General features: G+C 73.4%; 21 protein-coding genes. 7 read left to right on the top strand and 14 right to left on the bottom strand.

Annotated features, from left to right (window positions below; genetic code table 11):
* Window positions 1-122: 122 nt before the first annotated feature.
* Together ACFCY7_RS32690 and ACFCY7_RS32685 are read right to left on the bottom strand one after the other, a co-directional pair.
* The gene (locus ACFCY7_RS32690) at window positions 123-923 is read right to left on the bottom strand and encodes an inositol monophosphatase family protein (protein ID WP_376489690.1); all 801 of its coding nucleotides are present in this window, start codon (window positions 921-923) and stop codon (window positions 123-125) included.
* A gap of 9 nt (window positions 924-932) precedes the next feature.
* Entirely contained in the window at window positions 933-2,060 is a 1,128-nt protein-coding gene (locus ACFCY7_RS32685; protein ID WP_376489689.1) for a ferrochelatase, read from the bottom strand.
* A 140-nt stretch (window positions 2,061-2,200) separates the two neighbouring features.
* Here ACFCY7_RS32685 and ACFCY7_RS32680 point away from each other — a divergent pair, with 140 nt between their 5' ends.
* Entirely contained in the window at window positions 2,201-3,466 is a 1,266-nt protein-coding gene (locus ACFCY7_RS32680; protein WP_376489688.1) for an MFS transporter, read from the top strand.
* Window positions 3,405-4,745, top strand: a complete 1,341-nt coding sequence (locus tag ACFCY7_RS32675) for a D-arabinono-1,4-lactone oxidase (RefSeq protein ID WP_376489687.1) — start codon at window positions 3,405-3,407, stop codon at window positions 4,743-4,745. Before ACFCY7_RS32680 ends, ACFCY7_RS32675 begins: the two co-directional genes overlap by 62 nt.
* A gap of 3 nt (window positions 4,746-4,748) precedes the next feature.
* Here the strand turns inward: ACFCY7_RS32675 and ACFCY7_RS32670 are convergent, their stop codons facing one another.
* On the bottom strand, window positions 4,749-5,621 hold the full coding sequence (locus ACFCY7_RS32670; RefSeq protein WP_376489686.1) for a hypothetical protein: 873 nt from the start codon (window positions 5,619-5,621) through the stop codon (window positions 4,749-4,751).
* A 484-nt stretch (window positions 5,622-6,105) separates the two neighbouring features.
* On the opposite strand from ACFCY7_RS32670, the gene sepH reads away from it, so the two are divergent.
* The gene (gene sepH, locus ACFCY7_RS32665; protein WP_033205457.1) at window positions 6,106-7,146 is read left to right on the top strand and encodes a septation protein SepH; all 1,041 of its coding nucleotides are present in this window, start codon (window positions 6,106-6,108) and stop codon (window positions 7,144-7,146) included.
* An 85-nt stretch (window positions 7,147-7,231) separates the two neighbouring features.
* Here the strand turns inward: sepH and ACFCY7_RS32660 are convergent, their stop codons facing one another.
* Entirely contained in the window at window positions 7,232-8,059 is an 828-nt protein-coding gene (locus tag ACFCY7_RS32660; protein ID WP_376489685.1) for a sulfurtransferase, read from the bottom strand.
* Window positions 8,060-8,221: 162 nt separating this feature from the next.
* On the opposite strand from ACFCY7_RS32660, the gene ACFCY7_RS32655 reads away from it, so the two are divergent.
* Window positions 8,222-8,995: a VOC family protein gene (locus ACFCY7_RS32655; RefSeq protein ID WP_376489684.1), complete on the top strand. Its 774-nt coding sequence runs from the start codon at window positions 8,222-8,224 to the stop codon at window positions 8,993-8,995.
* A gap of 33 nt (window positions 8,996-9,028) precedes the next feature.
* On the opposite strand, the gene ACFCY7_RS32650 is transcribed toward ACFCY7_RS32655, so the two are convergent.
* The 4 genes from ACFCY7_RS32650 to ACFCY7_RS32635 form a co-directional block, all read right to left on the bottom strand.
* Window positions 9,029-10,420, bottom strand: coding sequence for a polysialyltransferase family glycosyltransferase (locus ACFCY7_RS32650; protein ID WP_376489683.1), 1,392 nt, complete (start codon window positions 10,418-10,420; stop codon window positions 9,029-9,031).
* A 3-nt stretch (window positions 10,421-10,423) separates the two neighbouring features.
* Window positions 10,424-11,389, bottom strand: a complete 966-nt coding sequence (locus ACFCY7_RS32645; protein ID WP_376489682.1) for a glycosyltransferase family 2 protein — start codon at window positions 11,387-11,389, stop codon at window positions 10,424-10,426.
* A gap of 51 nt (window positions 11,390-11,440) precedes the next feature.
* Complete coding sequence (locus ACFCY7_RS32640; protein ID WP_376489681.1) at window positions 11,441-14,020, bottom strand: YfhO family protein; 2,580 nt, start codon at window positions 14,018-14,020, stop codon at window positions 11,441-11,443.
* A 154-nt stretch (window positions 14,021-14,174) separates the two neighbouring features.
* Window positions 14,175-14,792 (bottom strand): isochorismatase family protein, encoded by a 618-nt coding sequence (locus ACFCY7_RS32635; RefSeq protein ID WP_376489680.1) that lies wholly within the window; start codon window positions 14,790-14,792, stop codon window positions 14,175-14,177.
* A 152-nt stretch (window positions 14,793-14,944) separates the two neighbouring features.
* On the opposite strand from ACFCY7_RS32635, the gene ACFCY7_RS32630 reads away from it, so the two are divergent.
* Window positions 14,945-15,616, top strand: coding sequence for a TetR/AcrR family transcriptional regulator (locus ACFCY7_RS32630; protein ID WP_376489679.1), 672 nt, complete (start codon window positions 14,945-14,947; stop codon window positions 15,614-15,616).
* Between the two features lie 176 nt (window positions 15,617-15,792).
* Window positions 15,793-16,173: a peptidoglycan-binding protein gene (locus tag ACFCY7_RS32625; RefSeq protein WP_376489678.1), complete on the top strand. Its 381-nt coding sequence runs from the start codon at window positions 15,793-15,795 to the stop codon at window positions 16,171-16,173.
* Window positions 16,174-16,231: 58 nt separating this feature from the next.
* On the opposite strand, the gene ACFCY7_RS32620 is transcribed toward ACFCY7_RS32625, so the two are convergent.
* From ACFCY7_RS32620 to ACFCY7_RS32595, 6 genes are all read right to left on the bottom strand, one after another.
* Entirely contained in the window at window positions 16,232-16,636 is a 405-nt protein-coding gene (locus ACFCY7_RS32620) for a peptidoglycan-binding protein (RefSeq protein ID WP_376489677.1), read from the bottom strand.
* Between the two features lie 144 nt (window positions 16,637-16,780).
* A complete protein-coding gene (locus tag ACFCY7_RS32615; protein WP_376489676.1) occupies window positions 16,781-17,173 on the bottom strand; it encodes a peptidoglycan-binding protein in 393 nt (130 codons plus the stop codon).
* Window positions 17,174-17,394: 221 nt separating this feature from the next.
* Entirely contained in the window at window positions 17,395-18,045 is a 651-nt protein-coding gene (locus ACFCY7_RS32610) for a thymidine kinase (RefSeq protein ID WP_376489675.1), read from the bottom strand.
* Between the two features lie 55 nt (window positions 18,046-18,100).
* Entirely contained in the window at window positions 18,101-19,306 is a 1,206-nt protein-coding gene (locus tag ACFCY7_RS32605; RefSeq protein WP_376489674.1) for an alkaline phosphatase family protein, read from the bottom strand.
* Window positions 19,306-19,902 (bottom strand): DUF5998 family protein, encoded by a 597-nt coding sequence (locus ACFCY7_RS32600; protein WP_366305555.1) that lies wholly within the window; start codon window positions 19,900-19,902, stop codon window positions 19,306-19,308. Before ACFCY7_RS32600 ends, ACFCY7_RS32605 begins: the two co-directional genes overlap by 1 nt.
* A gap of 40 nt (window positions 19,903-19,942) precedes the next feature.
* Window positions 19,943-22,969: a GNAT family N-acetyltransferase gene (locus tag ACFCY7_RS32595; protein WP_376489673.1), complete on the bottom strand. Its 3,027-nt coding sequence runs from the start codon at window positions 22,967-22,969 to the stop codon at window positions 19,943-19,945.
* Window positions 22,970-23,144: 175 nt separating this feature from the next.
* Between ACFCY7_RS32595 and ACFCY7_RS32590 the strand changes: the two genes are divergently transcribed.
* On the top strand, window positions 23,145-23,426 hold the full coding sequence (locus ACFCY7_RS32590; protein ID WP_024754966.1) for an HPr family phosphocarrier protein: 282 nt from the start codon (window positions 23,145-23,147) through the stop codon (window positions 23,424-23,426).
* Window positions 23,427-23,545 lie beyond the last annotated feature (119 nt).

The raw sequence follows: 23,545 nt of genomic DNA, 5'->3' as shown, positions 1-23,545 counted from the left end.
CGTACGGTTCGCGGCCGAGCTCGGTGGAAGCGGTCAGTATCGCCCCGGACCGCAAGGCCGAGGGCGACGGAAGCGGACGCAGGCGGTGGCGCTCCGCTCTCGCGCTGGCTGCTGCGGCCGCGCTAGTCGTGCCAGGCCCCCAGCTCCTCCAGGAGCTCCTGGAGGGGCCCGAAGAGCCCGGGAGAGGCCGCGAGGGTCAGTTCGCCGGACTCCGGCTCCCCGGGGCGGCCCCCGGTCAGGGCGCCCGCCTCGCGGGCGATGAGCGCCCCGGCGGCGAGGTCCCAGGGGTTGAGCCCGCGCTCGTAGTACGCGTCGAGGCGGCCGGCCGCGACGTCGCAGAGGTCGATCGCGGCCGAGCCGCCGCGGCGGATGTCGCGGACCAGCGGGATCACGCGCCGGGCGACGTCCGCCTGGTGGGCGCGGCGGGCCTGGACGTACCCGAAGCCGGTGCCGAGGAGGGCCTGGTCGAGCGCGGGCGAGGGGCGCGCGGCGAGGCGCCGGTCCCCCTCGTACGCCCCGCCGCCGAGGACGGCGCGGTAGGTCTCGCCGCGCATCGGCGCCTCGACCACGCCGACCACGGCCTCGCCGTCCCGTTCGGCGACGATGGAGACGGCCCAGGTGGGCAGGCCGTACAGGTAGTTCACCGTGCCGTCGAGCGGGTCGATGACCCAGCGGATCCCGCTGGTGCCGGGGGTGGCCGCGCCCTCCTCGCCGAGGAGGCCGTCCTGGGGCCGGTGCTCGGCGAGGAAGCCGGTGATCAGCTTCTCGGCGGCGATGTCCATCTCGGTGACCACGTCGATGGCGCTCGACTTGGTCTTCGCCACCGCGAGGTCGTCCGGGCGGCCGTCGCGCAGGAGGGCTCCGGCCCGCCGTGCGGCCTCCAGGGCGAGGTCGAGCAGTTCGGTGAGCAGGGGGTCGGTCACGCTGTCTCCTTACGCGTACGGGCTGTCGGCTCCGGCCGCCGCCGGCCGTTCGGCCCTGGCGGGGCAGCAGCCGATCGGGCACAGGTCGTGGGAGGCCCCGAGGGCGCCGAGGGCGCACCGCTCGGCGCGGGTCCCCCGCTCGTTGGCCGCCCGTTCCAGGACGAGCTCGCGGACGGCCGCGGCGAAGCGGGGGTCGGCGCCGACGGTGGCGGAGCGCCGGACGGGCAGGCCGAGCTCGGCCGCCTTCGCCGTGGCCTCGGTGTCGAGGTCGTACAGGACCTCCATGTGGTCGGAGACGAAGCCGATCGGGACCATGACGGCGGCGGGGACCCCGGCGCCGTGCAGCGCCTCCAGGTGGTCGCAGATGTCGGGCTCGAGCCACGGGATGTGGGGGGCGCCGCTGCGGGACTGGTAGACGAGCTTCCAGGGGCGGTCGGTGCCGGTCCGCTCGCGGACCGCGTCGGCGATCGTCCGCGCGACGTCGAGGTGCTGGCGGACGTAGGCCCCGCCCTCGCCGTGCTCGGTGACCGGGCCGGAGGTGTCGGCGGCGGAGTCGGGGATGGAGTGGGTGGTGAAGGCGAGGTGGGCGCCGTCCCGCACGGACGGGTCGAGCTCGGCGAGGGAGGCGAGGACGCCCTCGATCATGGGCTCGACGAAGCCGGGGTGGTTGAAGTAGTGCCGGAGCTTGTCGACGCGGGGCAGCGGGAGGCCTTCCGCCTCCAGCGCGGCGAGGGCGTCGGCGAGGTTCTCCCGGTACTGGCGGCAGCCGGAGTAGGAGGCGTACGCGCTGGTGGTGAGGACGGCGATGTGGCGCCTGCCGTCGGTGACCATCTCGCGGAGGGTGTCGGTGAGGTACGGCGCCCAGTTCCGGTTTCCCCAGTAGACCGGGAGGTCGAGGCCGGCCTCCGCGAAGTCCGTCCGCAGCGCGTCGAGGAGCGCGCGGTTCTGGTCGTTGATCGGGGAGACGCCGCCGAAGAGGAAGTAGTGCTGCCCCACTTCCTTGAGCCGTTCCTTCGGGATGCCGCGGCCGCGCGTCACGTTCTCCAGGAACGGGACCACGTCGTCCGGACCCTCGGGGCCGCCGAAGGAGAGCAGCAGCAGGGCGTCGTACGGGGCGGGATCGTGCTGATCGGACATGGCACCGATCCTCCCACCCGGCTCCGGCGGCGGGGGGTGCGGCCCGTCCGTGCCCGATCGTCCGAAAAAGGGGGATGACCGATCGACTTCAACACCGTAGGCTTTAGCTGTTAATTACACGTGTTGACCAAGGACTCCTCTTGCCCAGTCCCTACCGCGCGATCTTCGAGGCCCCCGGCACCGCCTCGTTCTCCGTCGCCGGATTCTTCGGCCGAATGCCGCTGTCCATGATGGGCATCGGCATCGTGACCATGATCTCGCAGGTCACCGGCAGGTACGGGCTCGCCGGCGCGCTCTCCGCGACGCTCGCGATGTCCGCCGCGGCGCTCGGCCCCAAGGTCTCGCGCCTCGTCGACCGGCACGGGCAGCGCAAGGTGCTCAGGCCGGTGACCCTGATCTCGCTCGCCGCGGCCGCCGGACTCCTCGTCTGCGTGCAGCAGCGGGCTCCGGACTGGACGCTCTTCGTCTTCACGGCGGTGATCGGCTGCGTGCCGAGCCTCGGCGCGATGACCCGGGCCCGCTGGGCGGAGATCTACCGGGGCGACGGGCGGCGCCTGCACACGGCGTACTCCTGGGAGTCGATCGTCGACGAGGTGTGCTTCATCTTCGGCCCGATCATCTCGATCGGCCTGTCGACGACCTGGTTCCCCGAGGCCGGTCCGCTGTTCGCCGGGGTGTTCCTGACGATCGGCGTCTTCTGGCTGACCGCCCAGCGCGCGACGGAACCCGAGCCGCACCCCCGGGAGGACGGCGAGAAGAGCGCGTCCGCGCTCCGCTCCCCCGGCCTCCAGGTGCTGACCCTCGCCTTCGTCGCCACCGGCGCCATCTTCGGCTCGGTGGACGTGGTGACCGTGGCCTTCGCCGAGGAGCAGGGCCACAAGGCGGGCGCCAGCCTCGTGCTGGCCGTCTACGCGCTGGGCTCCTGCCTGGCCGGCGCCGTCTTCGGACTGCTGCACCTCAAGGGCGAGCCGTCCCGCCGCTGGCTGCTGGGCATCTGCGCGATGGCCGTGAGTATGATCCCCCTCCTACTGGCCGGGAACTTGCCGTTGCTGGCCGTGGCGCTCTTTGTCGCGGGCCTGTCCATCGCACCGACGATGGTGACCACGATGGCCCTCGTCGAAGCGCACGTACCGCGCACCAAGCTGACCGAGGGCATGACCTGGACGGGTACCGGCCTCGCGATCGGCGTGGCGCTCGGCTCGTCGGCCGCCGGCTGGGTGGTCGACGCGTCGGGAGCCGAAGCGGGGTACGTGGTGCCCGTCGTCTCGGGCGCGCTCGCGGTCGCGGTGGGTCTCCTCGGACACCGCCGGCTGCGCAGGCCGGCACCGAACCGGGAGGGGCAGCGTGAGCGGGACGACGACAGCGGGGTCGGGGAGCGCCAGGACGGCGAGCAACCCGTGGCGTAACTGGGCGGGGAACGTCACCTCCCGCCCGGTGCGGGAGGTGAGCCCGGCCTCGGCCGAGGAGCTCGCCGAGGCGGTGCGCCGGGCGGCGGCGGACGGGCTGCGGGTGAAGACGGTCGGGACCGGCCACTCCTTCACCTCGATCGCGGCCACCGACGGCGTCCTGATCCGCCCGGGGCTGCTGACCGGGATCCGGCGCATCGACCGCGAGGCGATGACCGTGACGGTCGAGTCCGGCACCCCGCTCAAGCGGCTCAACGTGGCACTGGCCCGCGAGGGCCTGTCGCTCACGAACATGGGCGACATCATGGAGCAGACCGTCGCCGGCGCCACCTCCACGGGCACCCACGGCACGGGCCGCGAGTCGGCCTCGATCGCCGCGCAGATCCGCGAGTTGGAGCTGGTGACGGCCTCGGGCGAACTGCTCGTCTGTTCGGAGAAGGAGAATCCGGAGGTCTTCGCGGCCGCCCGGATCGGTCTCGGCGCGCTCGGCGTGGTCACGGCGATCACCTTCGCGGTGGAGCCGGTCTTCCTGCTCACCGCGCGCGAGGAGCCGATGACCTTCGACCGGGTCACCGCGGAGTTCGACGCGCTGCACGCGGAGAACGAGCACTTCGAGTTCTACTGGTTCCCCCACACGAACAACTGCAACACCAAGCGCAACAACCGCAGCGCGGGCCCCGCGGCCCCTCCCGGGCGGGTCAGCGGCTGGATCGAGGACGAGCTCCTCTCCAACGGCCTCTTCCAGCTCGCCTGCTCGGTGGGCCGCGCGGTGCCGCCGGTGATCCCCTCGATCGCCAAGGTCTCCAGCCGGGCCCTGTCGGCCCGCACGTACACCGACATCCCGTACAAGGTCTTCACCTCGCCCCGCCGGGTGCGCTTCCTGGAGATGGAGTACGCGCTTCCGCGCGAGGCGGCGGTCGCCGCGCTGCGCGAGGTCAAGGCGATGGTCGAGCGCTCGCCGCTGAAGGTGAGCTTCCCGGTGGAGGTGCGGACCGCCCCGGCGGACGACATCGCGCTGTCCACGGCCTCGGGGCGGGAGACCGCGTACATCGCCGTCCACCTGTACAAGGGCACGCCCCACCAGGCGTACTTCACCGCGGTGGAGCGCATCATGACGGCGCACGGGGGCCGCCCCCACTGGGGCAAGGTGCACACCCGCGACGCCGCCTACTTCTCCGAGGTCTACCCGCGCTTCGCCGAGTTCACGGCGCTGCGCGACCGGCTCGACCCGGACCGGCTGTTCGCCAACGACTACCTGCGCCGGGTCCTGGGCGACTGACCGTCACCCGGTGGCCGGGTCGCCGCCGGCCGGCGCCGGGGCGTCCGGCGAGCCGGCGCCGGTGGTGGGCTCCTGGGTCGGAGCGGTGGGCGTCGGGGCGGTCGTGGGTCCCGTCGGCGTCGGGGCGGGCGACTCTCCCCCGGTGGAGCCGGAGGGGGTCGGCTCCGCCGACGGGGTCGCCGTCCCGGTTCCCTTCCCGCCGCCCTGGTCGCCCGGGGTCGGGGTGGCGCCCGTCGCGGGCGTGCCGTCCTCCGGCCGCGTGACGGGGCCGGAGGAGCCGGACGGCGTGGGCGCGGGGCGCTCGTCGCGGTCCGGCGCGTCCTGCCCCGCGCTCCCGCCGCGGACGACGGAGCCGAAGGTGGTGGTCCCGTGGGTGCCGCTGAAGTCCCGTCCCGAGACCAGCTCGTAGGTGGTGATGCCGCCCATGGTCACGCCGAAGACGAGGGCGGCGGCGATGGCCGGGCGCTTCCAGCCGCGCACCCGGGTGCCGTGGGTGGTCGCGTCGCCGAACTCCTCGTCGTACGGGGCGGGGGTGGGCGGGAGGGTGCCGAGCATCAGGGTGCGGTCGTCCGGCGGCCCTGCCGTGACCGGGATGCGACGCGCCTTCGGCTTGGCGGCCGCGGTCGCGTCGCGGACCTGCTCGCCGGTGCGCTTGAAGAGGTGCTGGAAGAGCGGGCCGCCGCAGGTGGCGATGACGCTGATCACACCGGCGCCGAGGATCGTGCCGTACACGCCGAGGGTGGAGGCGAGTTTGGCGGCGATGACCGCGGCCAGGGCGCTGCCCGACACCTGGGCCACGCTCAGGTCGATCCTTCTCCTGCCGTTCTCCCGCTCCTCCTTCGGTTCCTCCGTGTCGGTCTCCGGCCTGTGACGCATCTCCAACCCCTGACGGCTCATCCGTTCGCCTTGCACCCAGAAGGGACATATGGGCGAAGCGAATAGTTCCGTTTCTGCTGTTTCTGTGAACAGCGACACGTATGGGGGAAGATCGCGGAGACTCAACTCCCGTACCGCCCGAGAAGTTGGGCGGCGCGCCGGTCCACCCAAGTGGCCCGAATGGAGTACATTGACGAACCCTGGGTCCGGACGCCTTCGGGTGCCCGGGATCAAGGGGAGGGGGCCGAAAGCGGCACTCGAACCGGTGACGCCACGGCACCACACGGAGACCGGCTGCACAGAGTGACCGCCAGTCACTCCGGGTAGCCATCAGGTCACCGTGTCATAACGGCGTTCCAGGGTCCATGCCCGACACGCCGGGCAACTCGGCAAGGTAGTGGCAGGCTGCACCCGGGCAGGCCACACTCGACTAGCGGAAGCAGCGACGCACGTGACGTCGGCAGGCACCACCCGGGAGGTCCCCATGCCCGAACTGCGTGTCGTGGCCGTCTCCAACGACGGCACACGACTGGTGCTGAAGGCTGCGGACAGCACGGAGTACACGCTTCCGATCGACGAGCGGCTCCGTGCCGCCGTGCGCAACGACCGCGCACGCCTCGGCCAGATCGAGATCGAGGTGGAGAGCCACCTCCGCCCCCGTGACATCCAGGCGCGGATACGAGCCGGTGCCTCCGCCGAGGAGGTCGCCCAGCTCGCCGGCATCCCCGTCGACCGCGTCCGCCGCTTCGAGGGCCCCGTGCTCGCCGAGCGCGCCTTCATGGCGGAGCGGGCCCGCAAGACGCCCGTCCGCCGGCCCGGCGAGAACACCGGCCCGCAGCTCGGCGAGGCGGTCCAGGAGCGGCTGCTGCTGCGCGGCGCCGACAAGGACACCGTGCAGTGGGACTCGTGGCGGCGCGACGACGGCACCTGGGAGGTGCTGCTCGTCTACCGCGTCGCGGGCGAGGTCCACACGGCCAGCTGGACGTACGACCCGCCCCGGCGGCTCGTCCAGGCCGTCGACGACGAGGCACGGGCCCTGATCGGCGAGACGGACGACACGATCGCCGCCGCGCCGGAGCCGAGCTTCCCGTTCGTGCCGCGCATCGCCCGGCTGCCCCGGGACAGGCCGCTCGACCGGGCCCTCGACCGCCAGATCGACCGGTCGGACCGCCAGCTGGAGCGGGCGTCCGCGTCGGCCGAGCCGGAGGAGGAGCGGGACTCGCTGACCAGCCTCCTGGAGGCCGTGCCCAGCTTCCGCGGCGACATGGTCGTGCCCGAGCCTCCGGACACGGAGCCCTCGGAGGAGGTCGAGGCGGAGGAGCCGCCGGCCCCGGCCGCATCGGCGGGCGCGGGTTCCGCGTACGCCGACGTCCTGATGCCCCGCGCCGTCTCGGGCCACCGGGACCGTCTCACCGGCACCACGGACCGCCAGGCCGAGGCGGACGGGGTCCGTCCGGGCCGCCGCGCCGCGGTCCCCAGCTGGGACGAGATCGTCTTCGGCACCCGGCGCAAGAAGCAGGAGTGACGCCGTACCCGTAGTACCGCGTACGTGAAGGGCCCGCGCCGCCGTCCGGCGCGGGCCCTTCACGTACCGATGCCTCCCGTACGGACTACCGCGGGTCCGGGCCCGTGGCCACCGGACGGGCGGGGTCGGCGGACCATTCCGACCAGGAGCCCGCGTAGAGCGCCGCGGGGATGCCCGCGATCTCCAGGGCCAGGACCTCGTGGGCGCCGGAGACGCCGGAGCCGCAGTAGACCGCGACCTCGGTGCCGTCCGTCGCGCCCAGGGCGGTGAAGCGGTCGCGCAGGGCGCCGGCGGCGAGGAAGCGTCCGTCGGCGTCGACGTTCTCCGTCGTCGGGGCCGAGACCGCGCCGGGAATGTGGCCGCCGACCCGGTCGATCGGTTCCACGTCCCCGCGGTAGCGCTCGGCCGCGCGGGCGTCCAGGAGCAGCCCCGCGTCCGCCAGGGCCGCCGCCGCGTCGGCGTCGAGCAGCCCGAGCGCGCCCGGCTCGGGCCGGAAGTCGCCCGGCTCCGGCGCGGGGACCTTCTCGGTGAGCTCGCCCGTCCAGGCCGCCAGGCCCCCGTCCAGGACCCGTACGTCCGGGTGGCCGGCCCAGCGGAGCAGCCACCAGGCTCGGGCCGCGCCCCAGCCGAGGCCGCCGTCGTACACGACGACGGGCCGGTCCGCCGAGACGCCCGCCCGGCGCATCGCGGCCCCGAAGGCCTCGGGGTCGGGCAGCGGGTGGCGCCCGCCGCTTCCGGGCGGGCCGGCGAGCTCCGCGTCCAGGTCGACGTAGACCGCGCCGGGCAGGTGGCCCGCCTCGTACGCGGGCCGCCCGGGCGGGCCGCCCAGCGTCCAGCGGACGTCCAGGAGAACCGGTGGCCGGACCCCGGCCGACTCGCTCAGCAGTTCGCTTGCGGAGATGATGGGCTTCATGGGGCCATCCTCGCGCAGCCGCACGGCCGCCGGGGGCGGACCCGGCGACCTCCGCGCCCGATCGCGCCACGCACGGCGCGGCCGGGGGCGCGCCACGGCCCCGTCGGTGGCACCATCGGACCGGGGGCACGGCCACGACGATGGTCCGAGGAGAGAGTGACGATGACCGAGGCGACTCGGCGCACATCCGGCACCCCCTGTTGGGTGAGTCTGATGGTGCACGGGCTTGACGCCACGCAGGAGTTCTACAACGCGCTCTTCGAATGGGAGTTCGTGCCGGGCCCGCGGCAGCTCGGCCCGTACGTGCGCGCGCTGCTCGGCGGCAAGGAGGTGGCGGGCATCGGCCAGCTGCCGCCCGACCGGAACCTGCGGATCGCCTGGACCCCCTACCTGGCCACCGACGACGCCGACGAGACCGCCGAGACCATCCGCTGCTGCGGCGGCACGGTCGCGGTGGGCCCGCTGGACGCCGGCGAGGCGGGGCGCCTGGCCATCTGCTCCGACCCGGTCGGGGCCGTCTTCGGGGTCTGGCAGGCGGAGGCGCACCACGGGACGGCGGCGGCCGGGCCGCCGGGGACCCCGGTCTGGAACGAGCTGCTCACGTACGAGACCTCGTCGGTCGGCAAGTTCTACCGGAGCGTCTTCGGGTTCGAGGTGGATCCGGTCGTGTCCGCCGACCACGACTACGCGACGCTCCTGGTCGACGACGCGCCGGTGGCGTCCCTGCACGGCGTCGGCAACGCGCTGCCCCGGGACCGGGGACCGCACTGGATGACGTACTTCGAGGTCGCCGACACGGACGCGGCCGCCCGGTTCGTCGTGGAGCTCGGCGGCCGGGTGCTGCGGCCGCCGCGCGAGGGCACGGCGGGGCGGCTGGCGGTGGTGGCGGACCCGGAGGGCGCGGTCTTCACCCTCGTCAGGTCCGCCCCGGAGTGACGCCGGCCCGATCGGCACGCCGTCCCCGGCGGCTCAGCCGCGCAGGGTCCGGGCCAGGGTCCGCAGCCGGGAGGAGCCGCCGCGCGCCCGGGCCGGGTCCCCGCCCGGCAGGCCGAGCTCGGTGAGCCGTTCGGTGGTGAAGTGGTGCGCGGTGCCGGGGTCGGCGAGGTGCTCGGTCAGGAAGCGGGCGGTCTCCTCCCGGAGTCCCGGGTGGATCTTGTGCCGCATGCAGTAGCCGACGGCCCGGACGAGGGGCGTGAGCGACTCCGGGGCCGCTCCGGGGACGGCGGGCTCCGCCGCCCGCTCCAGGTCGGGGACGAGGTGGTCGACGACGGTGAGCGGGATCCGGTTGCTGTTCTCGAAGGGCGTGAGGCGTGCGAGGACCTCGGCCGTGCCCACGCGCGCGATGGGGATGCCGTAGTACACGGCGGCGGTGAGCATCGCCGTGGAGAAGCAGCCGACGGCCAGTGAGGGCCGGCACCGCTCGTAGAAGGTCTCGGCGAGCAGCGGCCCGTCGAGGACGGTCAACCGGACGCCGAGGCGTTCCGCCTCCTCGTGGAGGGCCTGGGAGTAGCGGGCGGGCGCGGTCGGGTGCGGTTTGAAGACCACCGAGCGGTGTCCGGCGGCCGCGGCCCCGCGCAGCATCCGTACGTGCAGTTCCTCCTCCTCGTCGGCGGTGAGCAGGGCGAGGGCGGCGAGGTACTGGCCGAGCAGGAGGGCCGTGGCCCCGGCGGCGGCCGTCCGCGCGATGCCGGGGTCGTCGGCCGCCTCCTCGGCGATCTCGGCGAGGACCGCGCGGAAGGCGTCGTCGGGGACCAGCTCGGGCTCGACGCCGTACTCGCTCAGGAGGAGCGGTCGGAGCCCCGGCACCAGGTCGAGGTGGAGGACGCGCCGGACGCGGCAGGCGATGGACTGCGCGAGGTCGGAGCGGGTGGGGCCGTAGCTCATGAGGCCGTCGGCGTAGACGTGCAGGTCGCTCTCGGGGAACGCGCCGGCGAGCGCCTTGGCGGGGTTGACCTGGATGGACTCGACGACGAGCTCGACCGGGCCGGCGCCGAGGTCCCAGGCGGTGCGCAGGACGCGCTGCCAGAGCGGGGCCTCCTCGGGGCGGGGGGCCCAGCCGGCGGGGTGGTACGGGTGGATCGTCTCGTTCCAGTCGAGGACGCCGTCGAAGCGGGCGGCGATCCGGCCGTAGCCGGTCATCGTCTCCAGGCGCAGTGCGGTCTCGGGGATCTCGGCGTTGTGGGAGAGCAGCAGGAGCCTGCGGGCCTCCTCGCGGGGGCCGAAGCGTCCGGCGTCCAGGGCGGCGGCGAGCGTGGCGGCGCCGTAGAGGGTGGACACCTGGAAGAGCTGGACCCGGCGGCCGTCGGCGGCCGCCTCCGGCGCCGGTCCGGGGAGCGGCGCGGATGCCGTGTCGGTGGCCATGGTTCAGGCGGTCCTTCCGGTGTCGCGCAGGCTCCGGAGGAGGGTGCTGCGCGCGGTGTCCATGGTGGCGAGGGTCTCGTCGAGGACGTCCTGCGGCATCCGGTGCAGGGCGTCCCGGACGTCGGCGCGCAGCCGCGTGGCGACGGCCGGTTCGTACAGCGCGATCTTGCCGACGTGGAAGGCGATCATCGCGCAGTAGGTGCGGACCGCCTTCGGCAGGAACCGGTCCGCCTCGGCGTCCCGGGAGACGTCGTCGAGCAGGAGGTCGTACGAGGGGATGAAATCCAGCTGGCGGTTGTCGGTGATCTGGGTGAGCGAGGTGGTGACGCCCCGCCGGTAGAAGACGCCGTGCAGGGAAAGGGCGGCGAAAGTGCGGGCCTTGAGGTGGAGCCGCCAGATCCAGAGGCGGTCCTCGGCCGTTCTGAGAGAGGTCTCGAAACGCGAGGCGCCGTTCTCGAAGAGGCGTCCGCTGTAAATGCCGAAGGGAACGAACGGATAATCGACCATCGTGACCATGCTGGCCGGCGAGATGCCGTCCCTGGGGTCCATCACCGTGTCGCGGCGCTTGGCCGGCGCATAGCGGATCTGGCGTTTCCGGCCCTCCGACAGGACGTGGTCGGTGCGGGCGAAGTCGCAGTCGAGACGGGAGATTCCGGCCACGGCGGCACTGAGGTGGCCGGGGGCGTACCAGTCGTCCCCGTCGAGGAAGGTGATGTAGTCGCCGCGTGCCGCGTCGATTCCGGTGTTCCGGGCCTGGGCGACGCCCTGGTTGGTCTCGTGCCGGATGACGGTGGCGTGGGGAAGGCGGTCGCGCCAGCGGTCGAGGATTTCCGGGGTGTCGTCCGTCGAGCAGTCGTCGACCAGCAGGAACTCGAATTCCGGATCCGCGTTGTTGGCGAGACTGCGCAGGGTGTCGGGCGCATATGCCCCGACATTGTGGAACGGTACGACGACGGACAGTTTCGGCACTCGGAATCCCCACACTGATTCGAACGGTTAAACGTCGCTACGGCGGGCAGGTTAGCCGTCCGCTTTTCCGGGCGAACGATCCGTACGTGCACTGCGGGTGAACTCTTGCCGTCTCCCGCGGATACCCGTCACGGCCAGCGCGAGGAGCGCGGCCGCGCCGACCGCGCCGCCGAGCCGGAGCCCCGGGGGCCGGAAGGAGCAGCGGACGGTGGTGGCGCGCCCGTCGAGGGGGACTGCGACGAGACCCTCGTACGCGCGCGCGGGGCGGAGGTCCTCGTCCCCGGCGGCGCAGCTCCAGCCGGAGATGCGGGGTGCGGCGAGGACGGCGACTCCCGTGCTGCCCGGGGGCAGTTCGGCGGTGACGGTGTGTCCGGTGGCACGCACGCGCGTGGCGCCGGTCGCGGTGAGCTGCCGTACGGCGGCGTCGAGGCGGGCGCCGACCAGGCAGCCGACCGGTTGCCGGGGCAACCGCACGCGGGCCTCGGGGCCCAGGTCGATCCGGACCTCGCCGGAGGCCGGCACGGTCCCGAGGGGCCGCATGGGGGCGCGTACGGATGGCGGCTTGCCCTCGAACTCCACCGGCGCCCCGCCGGCGAGGGCGGCCGTGCCCCGGTACTCGGGGGCCCAGAACCAGACCTGGGAGCCCGCAGGGCAGCGGGCGGTGACGGTGCGTCCGGTACGGCGCGGGGCGGGCGGAAGCTCGTACACGTCGGCGCCGAGCAGGCGTTCCTGGCGCGCGAAGGCGGAGTCCCCGGGGTGCGTGGCCGACGGCGCCGGCGGCCGGACGGTGACCAGCGGCGGTACGGGGGTGGTGGTGGCGGTGACGGTGGCCCGCGGCAGCGCGTCCTGCCGTACCGGCTCCGTGGGCCGGGAGCGGATCCGGGTGCCGACGGAGAAGAGGGCGTCGGTCACGGGGTTGTCGAGGCCGACCGGGTGCCGGCCCTTCGCGTAGTAGCCGAAGCCGAGCGAGGCCAGCGTCCGCGAGGTCACGTCGGCGGTGAGGCTGCTGTAGTAGTCGGCCCCCTGCCCGCCGACGAGCAGGACGTCGTTGCCGCCGGGGACCTCGCCGGGGTCCGTGCGGTGCTGCGGCCAGGCGTCCGCCCGCGCCGCCTCGCGGGCCACCTCCTCGTGCCACGGGCCGATCCGGGGCGACCAGGAGACCTCGCTCCGCTGCTGCTCCTCGATCCGCTTCCCGGTGACGGCCGCCTCGCCCGCCTGGGCGGCGACCAGCAGGACCACGGCGAGCACGGGGAGCACGCGCGCGTGGACCCGGCGGGCGCCGGCCAGGGCCAGGAGGGCGGCCGCGAGCGCCAGGAACGCGGCCGCACCGAAGGCGGGGAAGGTCCACCGGTCGATGTCGACGCTCCCCCGGGCCGCCCATGCCAGGGCCCCGAGCAGCGCGCCGCCCGCCAGGAGCGCGGCCGGCCGGGGCACGCCGCGGGCGGCCGAGAACCAGGCCGCGACGAGCAGCAGGCCGCACAGGACGAAGGTCTGGCGGTAGGGGATGCCGTTGGGCGAGGCGCCGGCGTGCCAGAGCAGATGGGTCGGCTCCCACTGGAGGGAGAGCGCCACGAGGACGATCGCCGCCGTCCAGCCGGCCCGGACGCGCGGGGCGACGGCCCGGTTGAACGGCAGCGTCAGGGCGAGGGCGAGGGCGGGCGTGCCGATGAAGAGCGCGGGGCTGGCCACGCTCGCCGTCGCGGGCAGGAAGCGGGCGAGGACCTCCGTCCAGGCGGCGGGCGCGAAGGTGGTCTCCGGGGTGGGGTCGGCGACCTTCGTGGCGACGAAGACGACCACCACGAGCGGCGCGGCGAGGCCGATGCCGATGAGCACGCTCCGGGCGGCGCGCAGCGCACCGGCGACGCGCTGCCGGGCGCCGGCGGTCTCCTCGCAGGTGAGGAGCCGGACGACGAGGACGACGGCCGCGCCGAGGGTCGCCATGTACGCGGTGTAGAAGTTCGCGATCCAGGCGAGCGCGACGACCAGGGGGCCGAGCACGGGGCGGCGGCCGGTGCGGGCCCATTCGCCGACCAGGCAGAGCAGCGGGAAGGCGACCAGCCCGTCGAGCCACATCGGGACGGTGGCCCCGTAGTTGAAGGTCCAGCCGGAGAGCGCGTACGCGGTGCCGAGCAGGGCGGCGACGGGCCACCGGCCGGGACGCAGCCGCAGGAGCAGCAGGGCCATCGCCGCGCCGGCCGCGGTGATCTTGGCCGCGGTGACGACGTACAGGGCGAGCTCGATCCGGTCGGCCGGGAAGGCCACGACGAGCAGGTCGAAGGGGCTGCTCAGATAGGTGCCGATGTCGCCGAGGAAGTTCGCCCCGAAGCCGGAGTTCCAGTTGAGGAAGGCGTCCCCGTGCGTCTCGCCGAGGAGGAACGCGCGCCAGTAGGCGTGGTACGGCAGGTACTGCTGGCCCAGGTCGACGATGTTCCTGGTCACCGGCCCGAAGGGGTAGCTGCGGGAGAGCCGGCCGGCCAGGCAGAGGAGTGCGGCGGTGAGCAGGGCGGCGGCCAGGGGGGCCGCCACGGCGGGGGCCCGGAGCCCCCGTCGCGGGGCGCCGGGGCGCCCGCCCGCCCCGTCCCCGTCCCCGACCTTGTCCTCGTCGGGCACGGTTTCGGCGGCGGGGGGCACACGTCCTCCAGGGGGCGCACGGAGCGGGGTGCCCGGAGGGTGGTTCGTCGCGGGCCGACCGCCATTACCGCCGAGGCGGGCGACCCGTAACCGATCATCAGGCGGTCTTCCGGCGCACCCCGGGTGAACTCCCGGTGCCGTACCGCCCGCCGGGTCAGCCGACGGGCGTCAGGGCGACGAGCTCCTCGACCGTGCGGGCCACCGTGCCGAAGAGGTCGGCGACCGTGGTGAGGGCGGCGGCCTGGAGGGCGTCCGAGGACAGGACGGTGCCGTCGGGGGCGGCGAGGGGGCGGGTGGCGGTGGCCTCGGCGACCACGGTGGGGCGGTAGCCGAGGTTGAAGGCTCCCTGCGCGGTGAAGAGGACGCACATGTGCGTCATGAAGCCGGCGATGACGAGGTCGCCGGTGACGCCGAGGCCCTGGAGGGTCTCCTGGAGGTCCGTGGCGTGGAAGGCGTCGGGGACCTGCTTGACGACCACCTTCTCGCCCTCGACCGGGGCGACTTCCGCGCTGATCGCGCCGATCTCGGCCCGGATGTCGTACGGGGTGCCCTCGCCGCCGTCGTTCACGACGTGCACGACGGGCGCGCCGGCGGCGCGGGCGGCGGCGAGCAGCCTGGCCCCCGCGGCGAGGGCCTCCTCGGCCCCGTCGAGCGCCATGACGCCTTCGCGGTAGGTGTTCTGGAAGTCGATCATGATCAGGGCGGACTCGGCCAGGCGCGGGAGCTCCTGGGGCAGGCCGATCACATCGCGCAGGGTGGTGGAGGCGGTCATGGCGGGTTCCTCTTCGGGTCGGGAACGTACGGGGCCCGGGCGTTATTCACGCTAACACACTACGTAATCATTGATAACAACGCTCCGCGCCGATGCCCCCGGACCCGGAGAACGCCCAGGTCCGCACTGTTAGCGCTGTTATCGTGGGAGCCATGTCGACGGCACGAGAGCGCATCCTGGAAGCCACCGGGGAACTGCTCGCCACCAAGGACGCGCTGTCCATCTCGACCCGCGCCATCTGCGACCGGGCCAAGGTCGGCATGCCCGAGATCTACCGCCAGTTCGGCGACAAGCAGGGGCTGCTCACGGCCGCGGCCGACATCGGCTTCGAACGCTTCCTCGCCGACAAGCGCCGCAACCCGCTCACCGACGACCCGGTGGCCGACCTCCGTACCGCCTGGGACAGCCACGTCGGGTTCGCCCTGCGCAACCCGCACCTCTACCGGCTGATGTTCACGCCGACGGGCGACGCCAAGCCGCAGGCCATCGACGAGGCCCGGGCGATCCTGCTCAAGGCCGTGGAGCGCTGCCGCGACGCCGGGCGCCTGCGGACCGCCCCCGAGCTGGCCGGCCAGACGATCCTCTCCGCCAACGTGGGCGTGTGCATGATGGCACTGTCCTTCCCCGAACTCTTCGGAGACCCCGCCATCTCGACATCGGTGCGCGACGCCGTGATCGGCAAGCTCACCGGCGACGAGCGCGAGGACACCCGGATCGGCCCCGCGACCGTCCTAGCCCAGGCCCTCGTCGGCACCCTCACGGGAACCGCCCCCGTCGACGGCCCGGCCCTCGACCGCCTCACCGAGGCGCTGCGGACCGGGTGACCCTTGCCGGGCGATATCCGCCGCATTATGCGGGCGAGCGATCGAATTAATTCACCACAGCGACCTGGATTCCATCCGATCACTCTGTAAGATGAATTTGATCAAGCGGGGCGGGGGGGCTACGCTTCCCATTACCATCCCCCGCTTCGAAGCAATTCCATCCGAGGGGGATCAACATGCGCATGCCGCGCGTTTCCAAGGGAATTCGAAGTGGACTGATCGCGGTTTCCGCAGTCGTTCTGACGTCACTGATCAGCACCCCGGCCAGCGCTTCCACCAGCGCACCGATGATCGGCTACGGGAATGCGGGCTGGGCAGTGAAATGCGTTCAGGCCGGCATCAACGAGTGGCACAGGGGCAAGAACATGAGCCATCTCGATATTGCGGTCGACGGAATATTCGGGACAGCCACACTGCGGGAAGTGAAGCACTTCCAGGATTATTACGACTACGACGTCGACGGAGTCGTCGGGCCCAAGACCGGAAACGGCCTCTACTGGACGTTCATCGACCATCTCCAGCTCGGCTGCTACAACTCGGTTCCCACCACCGAGTAATGACGTGATCCGCCGGACAGGCCCAGGGCCTGTCCGGCGGATCAGGGTCGAGCAGGTCCTAGCCCTCCGCGGCCGGGAGGAGGTATCCCCAGGTCTTCACGCCGACGATGCCGTCGGGGCCACCGGTCTGCTGCGGATACGTCGACTGGAAGCGCAGCACGGCCGCTTCGGTCTTGGGGCCGAAGTCGCCGTCGATGAACGTGGGGGCGTCCGAGGAGCTGACGAAGGCCGTGCGGACCAGCGCCCACTGGAGCGCCCTGACGCAGTCGCCCCTCGATCCCCTGGCGAGGTCGACGGCCGGGACCGGCCAGCCGTTGGAGGCCCAGCGCGTACCGACCTGGGCGGTGCAGGCCGCCAGATAGCCGGACTCGGCCGAAGCCTGGGGCGCGGCGAGCCCCGTGGCCATGAGGAGCGTCGCGCCGAGGACGCCCATGCGTGTCGCCATGCGCCTGACGGGCTTCATGTCGAGATTCCTTCCCGGTGGGTGGTGAACGCCGCCGATGAGGCCGGCTCGGCCCCGTGACCGACGGGCACGTGCGGCGACGTGTGCGATGTCCTCCTGGTCCTGACGGTCCGCTCCTTCGTCGGGAAGACCGTCGGGCGGCTGTCAGCCCGTCAGGAGCTTCTCCCAGGTCCTCTGACCCACGATCCCGTCGGCGGCAAGCCCGTGGTTGCTCTGGAACCTGCGGATGGCCGAGTCCGTGCGGGCGCCGAAGGCGCCGTCGACGAAGTTGCCGCCACTCTGCTCCCACGCCGTCAGGCCGTAGCGCGAGACGAGCTCCTGAAGCCCGGCGACACACTCTCCGGAATCGCCCTGGGAGTAGTCGTACCGCGGAATGACGTACCCGTTCGGGGAGAGACGCGTGCCGTACGTGTCCTTGCAGATCTTGTAGGCGGAGTCGTCCGCGTGGGCGGCCGGCGCGGATACGAGCAGGGCGCCGGCCGAGACCGCCGCGAGCAGCAGAGCGGAGACACCCTTCGCGGGGCGGTGCATGCGCATGTCGGTGAACCTTTCGCTGGTGACAGCGCAACCCTGCCCCACGGGGCACGGCGGCCTCCGGCGTCCCGCCCGTCCCGGGACGCCGGAGACGAGCTCTCCCCCTGCTACGGACGGCTTCGCGCCGCTCGTCTCAGGGACGTCCCGTGGCGGGGACGGGGCGATCCGTGGCGCGGAGCCCCCACTTGGCGCCCACCGCGTGGGAATCGGGAGCCCGGAAGGCGTCAGCCCTGGTTGACCGGCAGGACGTCCGGGGACAGCGCGCCCGCACGGGCGGCGGCCGAGGTCATGCGGCGCCGGTGGTGGCGGCGGCAGAGCACCTCGTAACCGACCTCCTCCGACGGCCGGTTCACATCGCCGACGACGACCTGCTCCCCCTCGACGACCATCTCGCCGCCCACCGTGCGGGCGTTGTGCGTGGCCCGCGCGCCGCACCAGCACAACGCCTCGACCTGGAGCTGCTCGATCCGGTCCGCCAGCTCGATCAGCCGCTGCGAGCCGGGGAAGAGCTTGGTCCGGAAGTCCGTGGTGATGCCGAAGGCGAAGACGTCCATGCCGAGGTCGTCGACGATCCGGGCGAGCTGGTCGATCTGGTCGGGGGCGAGGAACTGCGCCTCGTCCACGATCACGTAGTCCGCCTTGCCGCCCTGGGAGAGCTGGCCCACCAGATAGGCGTAGAGGTCCATGCCCTCGCCCGCCTCGACCGCCTCCGTCACGAGGCCGAGGCGCGACGAGAGCTTGCCCTCGCCCGCCCGGTCGTCACGGGTGAAGATGACGCCCTGGAGCCCGCGGGCCGACCGGTTGTGCCCGATCTGGAGGGCCAGGGTGCTCTTCCCGCAATCCATGGTTCCGGAGAAGAAGACCAGCTCGGGCATGACGGGTCGGGGACCTTTCAGGTCGTGGGGGGGGTGGGGGTGATGGGTGAAGGGGTCAGGAACGCACTTCGAGCAGCGGGACGAACTGCTCCGCCGGGGTCATCGACCCGTGCATGCCGGCCATCGCGGACTCGTGGGGCTCGTTGACGGACGCGGTGATCGCGAAGTCCTCGTGGGCCGCGACGACGACGTCGCCGATCCGCCCGTACACCCGCTCGTCGATCTCGTCGCCGAACCAGCCGAGGGAGACGGCCTCCTCGCGGCTCGCGACCCAGAACTGCTCGCCGACGACCTCGCGCCAGCAGGTGAGGACGTCGGCCTCGGCGCCGGGCACCGCGTACACGTGCCGGGCACGGCCCTCGCCGCCCAGCAGGGCGACGCCGGCACGCAGTTCCCAGTCCTCGTCGAAGTCGATGCGGTGCTCTTCGTCGAACGGGATGTCGACCATGCCGTGGTCGGCGGTCACGTACAGGGCCGAGCGGGCCGGCAGCTGCTCGGCGAGCCGCTGCACGAGCCGGTCGACGAACATCAGCTGGCCGCGCCAGGCGTCGGAGTCGATGCCGAAGCGGTGGCCGGCGCCGTCGAGTTCGCTGTAGTACGTGTAGACCAGCGAGCGGTCGCCGGCGGCGAGCTGCTCGGCGGCGAAGTCCATCCGCTCCTCGCCGGAGAGCCGACCGTGAAACGTTCCGCCGCTGAGCGCGACCTTGGTGAGCGGGGTCTGCTCGAAGATCGGGGACGACACCTGGGCGGTGTGGATCCCGGCCTCGTGCGCCAGCCGGAAGACGGTCGGGTACGGCTGCCAGACGTGCGGCGACGTCCACGGCTTCCAGCGCAGCTGGTTCATCAGCTCGCCGGTCTCCGGGTTGCGCACCGTGTAACCGGCCAGCCCGTGCGTACCGGGGTAGCGCCCCGTGCCGACGGAGGCCAGCGAGGTCGCGGTGGTCGCGGGGAACCCGGCGGTGACCGGGCGGCCCGTGCCGCCCCGCGAGGTGCCGAGCAGCGAGGTCAGGTACGGGGCCTCGTCCGGGTGCGACCTGATCTGCTCCCAGCCGAGTCCGTCGATCAGGAGGACACAGTTCCGGTCGGCCGGCGCCAGCTCCTCGATCCGCCGCTCGAAGCCCGGCACGCCCTGGCCCGCGACGAGCGTCGGCAGCAGGTCGCCGAGCGAGCCGGAGCCGTACTCCGGCACCGGCGCGCTCTCCGGCGCCAGCGGGACGGGGTCGTCGGGCCAGCCGTGGGCCATCGCGGTGGACTGCGCCATCAGCGGGTGGGCGCGGCGGTCGCCGCGATGGCTTCGGAGAGCGCCTGCGCGAAGGCGAGCGTCTGCCGGACGGTGTCGGGGCCGTCGCCGGCCTCGCTCACCCGCAGGCTCAGGTCGTCCGCGGTGGCGTTGCCCGTGTAGCCGTGGTCGGCGTCGCAGTTGGAGTCGCCGCAGGCGGCGGGCTCCAGGTCGATGCGCGAGACCGCGCCCCAGCCGATGGTGAGGACGACCTCGCGGGGCAGCGTGCCCGGCGTGTACGACTCGGGGTTGGCGACCACGCGGCTGACGACGACCGACGAGATCCGGTCGAGCTTCACGGACTCGGTGGACGTCGTGGCGTACGGGGTCGGGGAGCTCGTGTCGGCGGCCTGCTCGTCGGTGTGGCTGACGATGAAGCGGTGCGGCGTCAGGACGAGGACGGTGACGTGGCGCCGGACCTCGTTCGCGTCGAAGGTGGTCTCCTGGTGGACCACGTACGACGCGACGGCCTCACCGCCGACGGCGGCCTCCACCGCCTCGGCCACGAGGGCCGGGTAGTAGCCGCTGCGCTCGATCGCCGCGCGCAGCCCCTGGGTCGTCGTACCGCTCTTTGCCATGGACTCCATCCTACGGGGCCTCGGGCCCCCTCCGGCCCCGTCAGTAACTCGGCAGGCTGCGCGGACCGAGGTCGGTGCGGGGCGGGGGCGGGGCCAGCCGGACGGTGGCGCCGAGGACGGAGAGTCCGCGGGGTGCCACCACCACCGGTTCCAGGGAGACGGCGACCACCTCGGGGTGGTCGTCGACCAGCCGCGAGACGCGGAGCAGGAGCTCCTCCAGGGCCGGGGTGTCGACGGGCGCGGAGCCGCGCCAGCCGAACAGCAGGGGCGCGGTGCGCAGGGAGCGGACGAGTTCGGCGACGTCCCGGTCGGTCGCCGGCACCAGTCGGTGGGCGGTGTCGCCGAGCAGTTCGGAGGCCGCGCCCGAGAGGCCGAAGGAGAGGACGGCGCCGACGGCCGGGTCGATGGCGGAGCGGACGACGGTGTCGACGCCCCGGGGCACCATCGCCTGGACGACCGGCAGGAGCTCCTCCGGCTTGCCGAGGACCTCGGTCAGCTCGGCGTACGCCGTGCGGAGCTGCCCCTCCGAGGCCAGGTCGAGCCGGACGCCGCCGAGGTCGGGGCGGTGGCGGAGGTGCGGCGCGGTCGTCTTCAGCGCGACGGGGTAGCCGAGCCGGGCGGCGGCCGCGACGGCGTCGTCGGGGGTGGGGGCGGGCAGTGTCGGCAGTACGGCGATCCCGTACCGGGCGAGCAGTTCACCGGCCTCGGCGGCGCCGAGGGTCACGCCCCGGACGTCCGCGCCGTCACCGGCCCGGTCGCCGAGCGTCCGCTCGATGAGTGCGGCGGCCCCGGCCTCGTCGATGTCCTCGTACTCGGGGACCCGCCCCGGCTCGGCCGCCTGCCGTCGCCACTGCCCGTACCGCACGGCCTCGGCCAGCGCCCGTACGGCCCGCTCGGCGGCGGGGTAGGAGGGGATGGTGGTGGGCACGGCGGGCGGTGCGGTCGTGTCGGCCGTCACGTCCGCACTCGGGGTCGCCTGCGTGTCGGACGTCACCACCGCACGCGAGGCCCCGTCCATGTCCGGCGTCACTGCCGTACCCCGGGTCCCGTCCGTGCCGGGCGTCACCGCCGTCGCGGGGGTACCGGGTGTCACCGTCTGGTCCGTGGGGCGGGTGGCGGGGCGGGTTCCGGTCGGCGGGCCGCCGCGGCCCGCCGGGGTCGGCCGGGTGCTGGTGGCGACCGCGAGGGCCTCCGCGAGGCCGCCCATCTCGACGTGGACGACGACGACGGGCTTGGTGGGCGCGGGGGCGGAGGCGACGGCCTCGCGGAGGGCGGCCGCGAGGACCTCGCCGTCGCCGAACTCGGTGGCGCCGTTCTCGCCGACCCAGGGGATCGCGGTCACGACGACCGCGTCGGCGGTCTCGTCCGCGAGCGCGGCCGCCAGCGCGTCCCGGAAGTCCGCCGGAACCGCCGCCGTCGTCAGGTCGAGCGGCCGCAGCGGCCGCAGTCCCTCCGTGAGGCAGGCGTCGTACGTGAGGAGGCCGAGCGACTCGGAGTTGCCGAGGATCGCGACGCGGGGCCCTGCGGGCAGCGGCTGGGCGGCCAGGAGCAGTCCGGCGTCGACGAGTTCGGTGATGGTGTCGACGCGGATCACTCCGGCCTGGCGGAGCAGCGCGGAGACCGTGGCGTGCGGGATGCGGGTGACCGGCACCCGGTGGCCGGGCGGGGCGCTGCCGCTGTGCCGGGCGCCCTTGACGACGACGACCGGTTTGACGGCGGCGGTGCGGCGGGCGAGCCGGGTGAACTTGCGGGGGTTGCCGATCGACTCCAGGTAGAGGAGGACGACGTCGGTGCCGGGGTCGTCGTACCAGTGCTGGAGGAAGTCGTTGCCGGAGACGTCGGCGCGGTTGCCGGCCGAGATGAAGGAGGAGAGGCCCGCGCCGTGCCGGTGGAGTCCGGCGAGGAGCGCGATCCCGATCGCGCCGGACTGGGCGAAGAGCCCGATGCGCCCGGCGGCCGGCATCTGCGGGGCGAGCGAGGCGTTGAGCCGGACGTCGTCGGCGGTGTTGATGATCCCGAAGGCGTTGGGGCCGATGATCCGCATGCCGTACGAGCGGGCCTGCCGTACGAGCTCGCGCTGGCGGTCGCGGCCGGCCGGACCGCTCTCCGCGTATCCGGCGGAGAGGACGACGAGGCCGCGCACCCCGTGCTCGCCGCAGTCCGCGACGGCTTCCGGGACGCGCTCGGCGGGGACGGCGACGATCGCCAGGTCCACCGGCTCCCCGATGGCGCCGATCGAGGAGTGCGCGGGGACGCCGTCGAGTTCCGCGGCGCCGTCGCCGAGCGCGGCGTTCACCGCGTACACGCGTCCGGTGAAGCCGGCCTCGATCAGGTTGCGCAGCACGGTCCGGCCGACGCCGCCCGGTGCGCGTCCGGCGCCGACCACGGCGACGGACCGGGGGGTGAGGAGCCGCTGCACGGAGCGCGCCTCGGCCCGCTGCTCCCGCGCGCGCTGGACGGCGAGGGAGCGGTCGGTGGGTTCGAGGTCGAGGTGGAGGCGGACGGAGCCGTCCTCGAAGCTGCGCTTCTGGGTGTAGCCGGCGTCCGTGAAGACCTTGATCATCTTGTTGTTGGCGGGGAGCACCTCCGCGGCGAAGCGCCGGATGTCCCGCTCGCGCGCCACGGCCGCGATGTGTTCGAGGAGGGCGGAGGCGACGCCGCGCCCCTGGTGGGCGTCCTGGACGAGGAAGGCGACCTCGGCCTCGTCCGCCGGGGCGGAGGCGGGCATCCCCCGGTCGTCGATGCGGTCGTAGCGCACGGTGGCGATGAACTCGCCACCGACCGTCGCCGCGAGTCCCACCCGGTCCACGAAGTCGTGGTGGGTGAAGCGGTGGACGTCCTTGGCCGAGAGGCGCGGGTAGGGCGCGAAGAAGCGGTAGTACTTCGACTCGTCGGAGACCTGCTCGTAGAAGCTGACCAGCCGGTCGGCGTCGTCGGCGGTGATGGGCCTGATGCGCGCGGTGCCGCCGTCGCGCAGGACCACGTCCGCTTCCCAGTGGTCGGGGTAGACGTGCTCCGGCGGGGCCGGTCGTTCCGCCGCTTCCGACTGCTCCGACGCGCTCTGCATGGGGTCAGCCTACGGCCGCGACACGACCGCGGCACCGCTCGCGCGGCGGGTGCGCGCCGTGCAAGGTAGGGAGGGCCGAAAGGCGGTCCGGTCGGGGCCGAAGGTCGGCGCGAGCACCACACAGCACATGAGAGACTGGTCTAGACAACCCGCTTGAGACCCGAAGGGCAACACCATGGCTGAGCGCCGCGTCAACGTCGGCTGGGCCGAGGGCCTGCACGCCCGCCCCGCGTCCATCTTCGTCCGTGCCGCCACGGCTTCCGGCGTCCCGGTGACGATCGCCAAGTCCGACGGCACCCCGGTGAACGCCGCTTCCATGCTCGCGGTGCTCGGCCTGGGCGCACAGGGCGGCGAGGAGATCGTCCTCGCGTCGGAGGCCGACGGCGCCGAGGTCGCCCTCGACCGTCTCGCGAAGCTGGTCGCCGAGGGTCTGGACGAGCTCCCCGAGACCGTCTGATCCGGTCCCCCGCACGACGAATGGCCGTGGGGGCCGGCAAACGGCGGGCCCCGCCCCGAAAAAAAAACCCCCCCGCGTAAAAAAAAAAAAAAAAGGCCCACAAGAAAAATGTTTTTAAT

The organism is Streptomyces sp. NPDC056361 (genome assembly GCF_042262805.1).
Taxonomy (GTDB): domain Bacteria; phylum Actinomycetota; class Actinomycetes; order Streptomycetales; family Streptomycetaceae; genus Streptomyces.
The sequence above is the reverse complement of the archived record's forward strand: the minus strand, read 5'-3'. Positions and strand labels throughout refer to the sequence as shown.

Excerpts from the sequence above, each read along its gene's own strand:
- ACFCY7_RS32655 (WP_376489684.1), top strand. The coding sequence starts at position 8,222 with ATGACCGAGGCGACTCGGCGCACATCCGGCACCCCCTGTTGGGTGAGT.
- ACFCY7_RS32625 (WP_376489678.1), top strand. The coding sequence starts at position 15,793 with ATGCGCATGCCGCGCGTTTCCAAGGGAATTCGAAGTGGACTGATCGCG.
- ACFCY7_RS32620 (WP_376489677.1), bottom strand. The coding sequence starts at position 16,636 with ATGAAGCCCGTCAGGCGCATGGCGACACGCATGGGCGTCCTCGGCGCG.
- ACFCY7_RS32610 (WP_376489675.1), bottom strand. The coding sequence starts at position 18,045 with ATGCCCGAGCTGGTCTTCTTCTCCGGAACCATGGATTGCGGGAAGAGC.
- ACFCY7_RS32630 (WP_376489679.1), top strand. The coding sequence starts at position 14,945 with ATGTCGACGGCACGAGAGCGCATCCTGGAAGCCACCGGGGAACTGCTC.
- ACFCY7_RS32590 (WP_024754966.1), top strand. The coding sequence starts at position 23,145 with ATGGCTGAGCGCCGCGTCAACGTCGGCTGGGCCGAGGGCCTGCACGCC.
- ACFCY7_RS32670 (WP_376489686.1), bottom strand. The coding sequence starts at position 5,621 with ATGCGTCACAGGCCGGAGACCGACACGGAGGAACCGAAGGAGGAGCGG.
- ACFCY7_RS32595 (WP_376489673.1), bottom strand. The coding sequence starts at position 22,969 with ATGCAGAGCGCGTCGGAGCAGTCGGAAGCGGCGGAACGACCGGCCCCG.
- ACFCY7_RS32635 (WP_376489680.1), bottom strand. The coding sequence starts at position 14,792 with ATGACCGCCTCCACCACCCTGCGCGATGTGATCGGCCTGCCCCAGGAG.
- ACFCY7_RS32605 (WP_376489674.1), bottom strand. The coding sequence starts at position 19,306 with ATGGCGCAGTCCACCGCGATGGCCCACGGCTGGCCCGACGACCCCGTC.
- ACFCY7_RS32600 (WP_366305555.1), bottom strand. The coding sequence starts at position 19,902 with ATGGCAAAGAGCGGTACGACGACCCAGGGGCTGCGCGCGGCGATCGAG.
- ACFCY7_RS32615 (WP_376489676.1), bottom strand. The coding sequence starts at position 17,173 with ATGCGCATGCACCGCCCCGCGAAGGGTGTCTCCGCTCTGCTGCTCGCG.
- ACFCY7_RS32685 (WP_376489689.1), bottom strand. The coding sequence starts at position 2,060 with ATGTCCGATCAGCACGATCCCGCCCCGTACGACGCCCTGCTGCTGCTC.
- sepH (WP_033205457.1), top strand. The coding sequence starts at position 6,106 with ATGCCCGAACTGCGTGTCGTGGCCGTCTCCAACGACGGCACACGACTG.
- ACFCY7_RS32650 (WP_376489683.1), bottom strand. The coding sequence starts at position 10,420 with ATGGCCACCGACACGGCATCCGCGCCGCTCCCCGGACCGGCGCCGGAG.
- ACFCY7_RS32660 (WP_376489685.1), bottom strand. The coding sequence starts at position 8,059 with ATGAAGCCCATCATCTCCGCAAGCGAACTGCTGAGCGAGTCGGCCGGG.